Origin of the sequence: Martelella alba (genome assembly GCF_005217455.1) — a bacterium.
GTDB lineage: Bacteria > Pseudomonadota > Gammaproteobacteria > Enterobacterales > Enterobacteriaceae > Acerihabitans.
The window spans coordinates 48,451-57,587 of record NZ_SZPQ01000033.1 but is presented as its reverse complement, the minus strand read 5'-3'; the positions used below and the strand labels follow the sequence as shown (position 1 = coordinate 57,587).

The window sequence follows — 9,137 nt, the reverse complement described above, 5'->3', positions numbered from 1 at the left end:
CCGAGGGAATACCGGAGCCGACGGATAACACTAACTTAGAGATAAAAGCTGTCTGAATATAACGGGTCAAGATCAGTCTGTGGAATGCTGGAAGTATCTTTGTTTGAGTATCATTTCACAAAAAAATCTAAACATATCATGTAGTACTGAGATTTCGTTATCTTCCAATTCCTGATGGGATTGTGACCAGGATCTTAATAAGCAATAAAGGAAGTCAATATCAATGTAGCCAAGTGATTCAAAGAGTTTAATGTACTGATTATTATAATAATTAAAACAAGTTTGGCGCAATTGCCGGTTATGTGGAAATTTTACTTTATCAAATTGATAATGTATCAAAAAATGGAAACCACTCGCAATTGAGGGAAATATTCCACGGTTGGGACTGTCCGAAATGTGACCTTTACGCCAGAGGCCTGTTTTTGGGCAGGCATTCTCATACAACCAGTTATAAAATTTGTTGGCAAAAAATTCTTTCTCGTGTTGTTCAAAATAAACATTTACCAAGAGGCGAAGGGCCGAGGGAATGTTAGAGTCTCGCCACGGTTCTATATCCCAACGAATACTATTAAGTGACTTAGTGATATCAAATTCACGTATGATATACGAACAATCATAGGTCGGCCTCTGATGCCATCTTGCCAAACAGGCTACAGCGCTTGCCGTGGTATGAAGGATATGGTGTGAGCCCTCATAATAGAGTTGGGAGTTGGTATCTTGTAAATGCGCTAAATAATCTAGCGAGGCGTTAATATCTGGTAGAATATTAGCAAAAGGAAACATATATTGTAAGTTGATGGCATCCGCATAAGCATAAACACTTTTTTCGCCGAATCCGTATATTCTTTTATTCAAATGCAATTCTACAAATCTGTATATTACGCCATTTCTCGTAATGTGACGTTTTGCCATGGCAATAACTGAATTTATGGCATCAGTTACCTTTTCCTTTTGTATACTGTACATCATAACCTCTCTGGCTCAATTTCAAAATATCGGCTGGTGTGTTTATAGAATAAAGTTCATTATCAGTTAGTATTATCTTCATTTTTTCTTTTTTATGTAGGAACCGATAAGACTCATTAGAGTAGACAATTTCAAAAATATCTTGTGTAGACTCGGCAAATCGCGTCAACACTGCCCTTGAATAAATATAGACTCCAAGCTGTTTAAGCATTACTGGATGGAAATCTAAATTATTCAAAATGTTCGCCGGAATCTCTCTGATGAAGTTCATTGCGAAGTGGTCATCATCAACAATTATCTTAACATCATCATAACTATCAAATTCATCGGGTCGTAATTTAGTGGCAAGGCACATGAATGGGTGTTTTTTTTTGAGGTAAATATCGAACATAGAATCTAATAGTTTCCCTGAAATGGGAAAAATATCACAAGGAAGTAAAAGATAAACATCATGATCCGTGTGTCCGAGTAGTTCTGCCGCTCTTTCAGTACCTGTTAAAGGGTAACGAGAGGTTACGAAGAAAGATACATCTCTTTGACATGAAAGTGATGAAAAAACTTCGTCGCTTTCCGATGTCAAGATGATTGTGGGTTTATAAACACAGGCTTTCGCCGCTCTAATGGCATACTCTACCAACATGCTATCATTAATGGTGATAAGAGGTTTATGATAAATTCTTGTTGATTCCAGTCTGGCGGGTATGACAATCGCCAGCTTATTGGTTTCTTCTACCAGGGACATAGACATTCTCCTTAAAGATATCTTCCAATTGGGCAGTTAAAATACGATTTAGAGCGGGGCTCGATTTAATTAGTAATAAAAATAAAGAATTTTCGCCATCTATATCCAATGTCTGTGCATTATTTCTTAGCACCGTGCCACTCATGGCAGCAAGTAATAGTTGAATTCCCAGAGCAATGGCACCGCCCTTATGCCTGCCAATGCTTTTTATGGTGCCTGTGGCTAAAGCGGCTTTTGGTGACGTAAAAGGGATACCATTCACATCAACGACATGATTTTTATCGTAATAGATTTCCTCTGTGTCGATAGAATACATTATGTTTCTCACCGCCGTCTCGCCTAAAGAACAGTCGACAAGTATGGGCCCTGAGTGATATGGGGTGGCTATGCCGATAAGATTGTTGCCAACCAATTTTTTATAAACTGTCCCGTATGACATTACCGGTGTGGTGGCTTGTAACATTAAGCACAGATATTCCCTTTCAGTTAGGAAGCCAAGGTGAAAGGCCATGTCAATGGGATTATGTAGATTCTTTAAAACAAGCAAACTTATTGATGGATTAAAATCTATTGCCTCTCTGATGGTATGATACACCGCCACAGGGCCGATAACCCGCGCGCAATCATATAATGTATAGCCTTCAAGATTATGATTCATTACTTTATTTGGTTTTTTATTGAATAAAACGCCTTGCAAGTACTGCCTTTTTAGTAATGTATCATAGACATCAATTTTATTACTATTTTTCACAAAATTACGCTGCGCGTTGATAAAATGCAATATGCTTTTATCACTAACCAATTTATCATGCCACGCCATTTCGAATAAATGCCTCATTGATGTTAGTCCCTGAATAGATATCAGCAATAGTCTTCTTTTCCCTGGTCCAGATAACGACTGCTTCATTGAGTATGGGAATAAGGTTTTTTTCTTCGATAACGATAATTCCATCCTCATCCGCTAAAACATAGTCATGATAATGTAGTACTACTACGTTTTTACCATCAATCCCTGGTAGAGTGATATCAATTTCATAATTGCCAATGCAATATTTATTCCCGGATTCATATGGCGAGCTATACTCACAATAAACAGGAAAATCGAGGGACTTGATTTCTTTTATATCTCTACAACCGCCATTAACTATTACGCCGGCCGCATGCTGCTTCAATGCAGCATGTGACATTAATTCACCCCAATGACCAACTCCGGGACTGTTTCCCGTCTCAATCATGATCACTTGCCCTTTCTTTATTTTTTCGAATAACTTTCTTGAGTCTTTTTAAGCCCCGGTGATATTGGATATCCCCTGTAAATTGAAGCATCTGCCAAAAATTTTTTATCTATCACCGGCTTTATTTTTGAGCTCAAAACCCGTGGTGCAATGTTTAGTCGATCATGGGCATCAAAAATTAAGCTACTGGATATAAAGTTTAGCGTCGAGTCCATTCTTCTACCTCAAAAAAATGTTTCTTTAATAAAACTGTTTCCTTTGAAACAGTCTTGATGAACCAATTGTAGAAAACTATTCTGTCCCTTGTTTCTGACTCCCTGATTTGTTTGCTAATGCCAGAGACACTATGCTGTATGTCATGTATGCCTTGTCGGAAAATCGAATCCATATATTCTTGAGATGAAAAATAGGGTCCATAATATACCATTGAACCATGCAACGCCGGCTCGAACAGACTGTGACCTTTTAGTTTTTTATCAAATGAACCACATACTATTGTTGCATGCGAAGCGATATAGATCTTATTCAAGATACCATAAGCTTTGATAAGAATAATCTCTGACGGGAATTCTTGGGTGCTCTGAAAAGTTGTAGTCACACTGACAGGAATACGGAATTGGTCATATAACTCTTTGATGAAATTATCAAACAGATGTATATGCCTAGGTACCAGTAGTAGCTTGTATCCTGAACCTATTAACAAATATATTAATTTTTTTATTGAATCAATTTCTTCGGGGTGAAAATTAGATATTGTTATATATTTCCTTTCATTCAGCAATTTGCTGGATGAATCAAGGGACATGTTAATAGGAAGTTTATAGCTTGGTGCTAGTTTTATATCGATATTTGGGATAATGACTTCCTGCTCTAATTTATTCCTAAGGTCCTTTGTTTGTACATAAATTTTCTCAACTGAATTCAATAATATTTTTTTTATAAAATTCTTTTTCAGAAACTTTATTGATCTGTCCGAAAAATGGCCATTCACAACAATAACTTTTTTTTTGGCAATGCCCATTACCAACATAAAATTTGGCCAAATATCATGTTCAACAATTACGGCCTTTCTTATCTTAAAGAATTTAATAAATAAAAATTGATGCATGATCGAATCATAGGGGAAAAATACGATTTTCAAATATGACTTAGCCAACTGTTGCGCTTTTATATATGCCTCGGTGGACGTGACCGTTAGTACGATATTGCTTTTGACGCTGTGGGGAAATGAATTTATTAAATTCATAGCCGCGTCAAGTTCTCCCAAAGATACGGCATGAATCATCACGCTTTGCTGATCGACTCGATATCTAAGCAAGCTTGTCAGAAAATAGTGCTGTCCTAAGTGAGTAATGATGTCATTTATACGCACCCGAGCTTTTCTTTTAATTATGAAAGAATATATCAAAAATAATGGTAATAATAACAAAACTATCTGATATAAAAAAATTAAAATATACATTAATAATTTACTCATGATTTCCCTTTAAGACTGATAGAAACATGTCAGTCAACTGGTTTATGGTCCGAGGATGATAGGTCAAGATAGTATCTAATGGAATTATTATCCCTGTGTCTTTTTCGATTTGATGATATATTCGTACGAGTTGATAGGATGTCAGCATACCAGATTTGAAGAAATCGTCATCATCACGGTCGGCCTTTGTATCAATATGTTTATGAATAATTTCCCTTATAGTATTCCTATCCATGTTTCACCCTGCTGTAGTATTCTTCTATAGTATCGAGAATGTATTCTCTATCTTTATGGGTATGCGCCAGGCTAAACGCAAAAGTCCCTCGGAACAGTACCCCTTTTTCACAGCAAAACCTGACTAACTGACTTTTTTGTTTTTGTTCCCCTTGTAGCCAGAAATAACTTGTGTTACCAACCACATACAATTTTGACTTATAATATTGCAACAGTGCGTTCAAGCTCGCTATAAAATTGAGGTTATGGCCGTAAAAAACTTTGTAATTCGCCTCATAATTCAATATTCTTATTGTTTCCATCGAAGCGGCTATTGAAATGGCCTCCCCGGCATGGGTATTACTAAAGCCAAAAAGTTTGTCATTGTTATCAATCTCTGTGAAAAGTTCCTTTTTCCCGACAACGCAGGCCAGCGGAAAACCATTGGAGATTGCTTTGCCTAAAATCGTTAAATCCGCAGCAATGCCACTTTCTAGCTCGAATGTTCTTTTATAAAATCTGAAGGCGGAAAGTGTCTCATCAAAGATGAGCAAACAACCATATCTGTCGCACAGACGCCTCAGTGTATAGTAATATTCTAGGTTGTATTGTTTATGTCGATAAGGCTCAACAATCAAACCGCAGATATTCGCACCGTGGGATGAAAAAACTTTTATGACCTCGTCTCGGTTACCATGCTTGAAAGTGAGAACAAAGTTTTCATGAGTACCCGCTTTTTTTTGATTTACGGAATGGTACCAATCAACATTTCCGAGAAACGCCCCTTCGCTTTGGATTAAAAGATATTTTTTCCCGGTCAACGCGCGACAAATGCGGGGAAGCGTGTTCAATAGCATACTACTACTTTTAGAAAGCTTACCGACGATGTCTTTCTCAAATATTTCGCTAAGTTTCTCAAAGAAAGTACGTTCCAAAACTGAAGGTCTACTAAAGTTAACGCCTTTATGTATTGCCTCAATGGCCTTACTGTTAACCCGGTCATCTGCGTAACCTATGAAAACACTACCTAGCGCCATTCCACAATCAAGAAACACTGAACCCTTAGTACTATATAAATAGGCCCCGCAACCTTTATCTATTTCTTTAGGACCCGCATTTTCATACTCCAAATTCCTTTTGCTGATTGTGGAGTTAATCTCTAACATCCGTTGTCTCCTTGAATATTTTGCATTCTTCTTCTATATCATATGAAGAATTATAATAATTATTGCTACTAAAAATTGATCTATTGACGTTGTTCTCTTTCGCCATTATCGTGAACTTTATCGGATGGTATTTCCCTAATATTTTTAGATAATCACATATTCTTTTTGTGTCACTAACCAAGTGAAAAAGCGTGTTCTCCTTTTTTATCGTTAATATATGGAAAACAAACTGTGCCAAATGCGTGATGCTCAGTGATGTCAGGATATAATTGCTTTTTCTCTCAATAATTATTATATCGCCTTTTTTATCAGAGGACTTATATATTTGGTTCAAGAGTGTATCAGAAGAAAAATTTCGTCTCCAACCGAAACATGTGGCAAGACGATATATAATGTATATATTTTCCCCTGATCTAAGATAATTTTCAAACATCCATTTATATTTTGAATAATGGCTTAGCGGACGCGCTTCCTCATTTTCCAACAACTTATGGCCATCACCACTGTTAACGGTGCCATCATAAACGGCCTGACTTGAAAAAAAGTGTATTCTGGTATCTCTGGCGACCGAACGAGCAACCTTAACTAAACCTATATAATTATCATATCTGACTTTACGGTTGTCCTTTTGGCAAGCTCTGGCCAATAGCCCGTTAAGTAGTAAAACGTCCGAGGAATCAATTAGCAGACTGGCTAAATCGCCTTTTGTCATTTTTCTGATATCGTTAACAACGTATGTGACACCATCAAAGATATGGCTTAGTCGTCTGTCAATAACCTGGATTTGCATGTGTTTTGTTTTATTTAATATTTCTTCAGTGAGTCGAGTGCCAATATAGCCAGAACCGCCGATAATTGTGATTTTCCTCATCTTGCAAGCGCCTCTATTGCTTTGTTGATATATATCTCAGACGCTAGATTGTTATTGAAAACATCCGAGGTGTTCTTCCACAAAAAATTAAACCTATCCCTTGCTTGCAACATTATTTTATGGCAGCTTTCAGCATTTCTTGATTTATCTCCTGAAATACCGTATTTTATGCCATATTCATCGCAAAACTTGAAAATATTTTGGCTATAACATTCAAAGTAATCACTCAATAATGCTAGCGAGGCAATGTTGGCTTTGGAATGGCACATGCCCAGTGCATCTGATATACAGTATGAAAGTGCATGAGCGGCGCCCACAGACCCCTCCAATAGCGCGAATGCGCTAATGTAATTAGCATAGTAGGCTAATTGCCACCAGGCGGAATCTTCTGGCTGATAACCTGCCGAAAATATTTCATTGAATAGGGCAATCACGTTCCTACATGAGGCACGGGATGCCAGACTGCCTTTTTTTGCCTTCCAGACACTCAAACGAATGAATGTAACTGTCTAATAATGTGGGTATTCCTACTTCAGGGCGTAACGTAGTAAATAAAAGTAGCTCGACCAACGCTTCAACGGGCCTAACATGGGGAGAATTGATACCCAATTTATAACCCTCTCCCGTCAATACGGCAGTGGCGCTGAATTCTGTGGCTGTTCCAGGTAGGGTGGGGACTGCAATCACAGGTATCCCTTTGTTTGTTACCTTTCCCCAGAGTTTTTTATTAAAGACAGTGATTGCTTCGGTCATAAAACTGCTCCATTCTCCTCGGATAACTTCGCATAGCCATTTTCTATCAAGTAGGTATTTTGTTTCCAGTTCCGGCTCACTAAGCGATATCCGTTCAAGTGCTCTTTTCGTTCGGTGGAAAATAGCACTGCTTGGGCTGTAGTGAACTTCCCTTTTCTTTTCAAGCCCGTTAAATTCATAAGAGCTATAGTAGCCAATGTGGCAATTGCTCGCTAAATCTTTTGTTTTCAATAAAATATCTTTTAAAGAAAGTCGAGTTCCATCAAAAGCCGTAGGCACTCCTGCTTGGAATTGAAGGATGTGAATATCTTCTTCATTTATTTCACGTCCGCGAGTGCTAAAAAAATCGTTGAATTTCAATTTAAATTTATCAATTTCATATTCTCCGCCTTCAATACACTCGCACCATAGGTTTTTGTCTCTGCTGACATCATAATGCGTTACTTCATGACCTAAGGACCTAAGATAGGCTATTTTCTCTGCCCTGGATGATGAGTCGTACAGTGCGTAAGGGAATATACTAAGATCGGTATTTGATTTTTTAATCATTTTGTTAAGTCGTGACATGGCGTTTTGTTCCCGTTCCGCCCCATGTATGATCGTTGTAACTTCTTCTCGTTGAGCATATTCAACGCTTTTTTTCGCTATCAGGGGAAAGGCCAATGATGCTGATACGGGATATTCATCATCAATCATGAAACCATTAATAATGGCTGGCGTAAGATAATCCTTAATGAATTCATCGCTTGCATCAATATGAATTAATTTTTTCTTATCTCGTTGTTGCGGTAGTAAAGCCAAGTCATTTTTGTCTGCCTGTAAATTCACATTCAATAGCAATAGATCTATGTTTTGTTCTAGTAATTTAAAAGCTATATAAGTCGTATCTAGCCCGCCAGAATAGAGAAGTAAAGCTCGACCTTGTATTTGGATTACATCGGTAATGATTTTTGGTGTTTTTGCCATTTTGACCGCTAATGACCTAAATTTTCACAGAAAAATTTATGCTGCTGTATTAACGCTTAATTTACATATCATGAAAGATTTTTTTAATTTTTCTTTTTTATATTTGCTTAATTTTTTGCCTGGGACGTTTTCATATTCTATATTCTATGACTATTTTTAAAATTTTATACTCTACTAAATGCCAGGGTGGGGCGGATATCTTAATTATTTATAGTAAAGATACTTTTCTTAAGGATATATTCTCAGACCTACATAACGTGATTATTAATCTCAAGACATGTCATTTCATCGTTTATCACATTTCCCTTTTACCAAAATATGTAAATTTGGTTGCAACAATGTCTTAGCGCTAAGCTTTTCTCACATATCCCTTTGTTTTGCGGGTGACGGGTTGGCGGTTTTCCGCCCATTTTTTGCCTACACCGTATTCGCCACGCAATGCCGGGCTTTGCTCGTGCGGTCATACATACTTGGTTGCAGATTCCTACGATATTCAGACACGATGCCGACACCGCGCAGCCGCAAGTGTTGTTACAGTTGTGTTGCGGCCTGATGAAGCCGTCAAAAGTAACACCTAAGTTTGCATTCCCTTGCCCGCTTCCCGAGGCGGGCATTTTTTTGTGCGCTTTGCCGGGCGCTTTTCCTTGACCGTGCAGGTTGAGAGGCGACCTGACGGTGAACGTCCTCTGCACGCCCTCTGCACGCCCGACAAGAAGAAGCGCTGACTGAACGGCAAGGACGCCGGGGA

9 protein-coding genes and 1 pseudogene are annotated in these 9,137 nt (G+C 38.0%); all 10 read right to left on the bottom strand.

Annotation, left to right across the window (positions count from 1 at the left end; all coding sequences use genetic code 11):
- Positions 1-72: 72 nt before the first annotated feature.
- The 10 genes and pseudogenes from FCN80_RS19340 to FCN80_RS19295 all read right to left on the bottom strand — a co-directional run bounded on the left by FCN80_RS19340 (position 73) and on the right by FCN80_RS19295 (position 8,389).
- Positions 73-969 carry a hypothetical protein gene (locus FCN80_RS19340; RefSeq protein WP_170975459.1) on the bottom strand — a complete coding sequence of 299 codons (897 nt, stop codon included), beginning with the start codon at positions 967-969 and terminating at the stop codon, positions 73-75.
- Positions 935-1,708, bottom strand: coding sequence for a cytidylyltransferase domain-containing protein (locus FCN80_RS19335; RefSeq protein WP_170975458.1), 774 nt, complete (start codon positions 1,706-1,708; stop codon positions 935-937). The genes FCN80_RS19340 and FCN80_RS19335 overlap by 35 nt, the downstream gene beginning before the upstream one ends.
- Positions 1,683-2,528, bottom strand: coding sequence for an Ldh family oxidoreductase (locus tag FCN80_RS19330; protein WP_170975457.1), 846 nt, complete (start codon positions 2,526-2,528; stop codon positions 1,683-1,685). The genes FCN80_RS19335 and FCN80_RS19330 overlap by 26 nt, the downstream gene beginning before the upstream one ends.
- Positions 2,515-2,970, bottom strand: a pseudogene (locus tag FCN80_RS19325) (RraA family protein); the annotation flags it as partial. The pseudogene FCN80_RS19325 and the gene FCN80_RS19330, both read right to left, overlap by 14 nt.
- A 172-nt stretch (positions 2,971-3,142) precedes the next feature.
- Complete coding sequence (locus FCN80_RS19320; RefSeq protein ID WP_136991867.1) at positions 3,143-4,420, bottom strand: 3-deoxy-D-manno-octulosonic acid transferase; 1,278 nt, start codon at positions 4,418-4,420, stop codon at positions 3,143-3,145.
- Positions 4,413-4,655 (bottom strand): phosphopantetheine-binding protein, encoded by a 243-nt coding sequence (locus FCN80_RS27470; protein WP_136991865.1) that lies wholly within the window; start codon positions 4,653-4,655, stop codon positions 4,413-4,415. The genes FCN80_RS19320 and FCN80_RS27470 overlap by 8 nt, the downstream gene beginning before the upstream one ends.
- Positions 4,648-5,799 carry an aminotransferase class III-fold pyridoxal phosphate-dependent enzyme gene (locus FCN80_RS19310; RefSeq protein WP_136991863.1) on the bottom strand — a complete coding sequence of 384 codons (1,152 nt, stop codon included), beginning with the start codon at positions 5,797-5,799 and terminating at the stop codon, positions 4,648-4,650. Before FCN80_RS19310 ends, FCN80_RS27470 begins: the two co-directional genes overlap by 8 nt.
- Positions 5,786-6,670, bottom strand: a complete 885-nt coding sequence (locus FCN80_RS19305; RefSeq protein ID WP_136991861.1) for an NAD-dependent epimerase/dehydratase family protein — start codon at positions 6,668-6,670, stop codon at positions 5,786-5,788. Before FCN80_RS19305 ends, FCN80_RS19310 begins: the two co-directional genes overlap by 14 nt.
- Positions 6,667-7,104, bottom strand: coding sequence for a dehydroquinate synthase/iron-containing alcohol dehydrogenase family protein (locus tag FCN80_RS19300; RefSeq protein ID WP_136991860.1), 438 nt, complete (start codon positions 7,102-7,104; stop codon positions 6,667-6,669). The genes FCN80_RS19305 and FCN80_RS19300 overlap by 4 nt, the downstream gene beginning before the upstream one ends.
- A 4-nt stretch (positions 7,105-7,108) precedes the next feature.
- Positions 7,109-8,389 carry an iron-containing alcohol dehydrogenase gene (locus tag FCN80_RS19295; protein WP_136991858.1) on the bottom strand — a complete coding sequence of 427 codons (1,281 nt, stop codon included), beginning with the start codon at positions 8,387-8,389 and terminating at the stop codon, positions 7,109-7,111.
- Between the last annotated feature and the right edge of the window lie 748 nt (positions 8,390-9,137).